The organism is Pseudomonas paraversuta (assembly GCF_904063065.1).
GTDB classification, from domain to species: Bacteria; Pseudomonadota; Gammaproteobacteria; order Pseudomonadales; family Pseudomonadaceae; genus Aquipseudomonas; species Aquipseudomonas paraversuta.
In genome coordinates, this window is record NZ_CAJFCL010000045.1 from 1 (window position 1) to 451 (window position 451).

Sequence of the window (451 nt, forward strand, 5' to 3'; positions counted from 1 at the left end):
CCTAAACCCCGGCTACACAGGCGTTTCGCGACCGGGCATTGGGTGCATGGCGGTGGGGTGGTAGCGCCAGGCCATCGACAAAGGCATGGGAGAAAGCCGACTGCAACTGCTCGCGGTCAGCCCCCATCAGCTTGGCGCAGACCGCCGTCGAAGCGACTTTCGCCAGCAGCACGTGATCGAGTCCTACACGGTTGAAGGAGTTTTCCAGGGCAATCACCCCCTGAATCTCATGTGCCATAATCATGGCCTCAAGCACCGCCCTCACCCTCAGCGGCGCTTCACCATTGGCCACCCGCTTTTGCGACAGGTGATCGGCCACCGCCCGAATGCCCCCCAGATTATCCGAAGGATGACCCCACTCCGCCGCCAGCCAGGTGTCGTTGTCATCAAGCCCGCGCACGATGCAGCCGATGTCCCACCCCGCCTTGCCCGGGTCCCACCGCCCCCACGT

General features: G+C 63.9%; 1 pseudogene. It reads right to left on the minus strand.

The features are described from left to right. Nucleotides 1-7: 7 nt before the first annotated feature. Nucleotides 8-451, minus strand: a pseudogene (locus JQ845_RS22850) (MmgE/PrpD family protein); the annotation flags it as partial.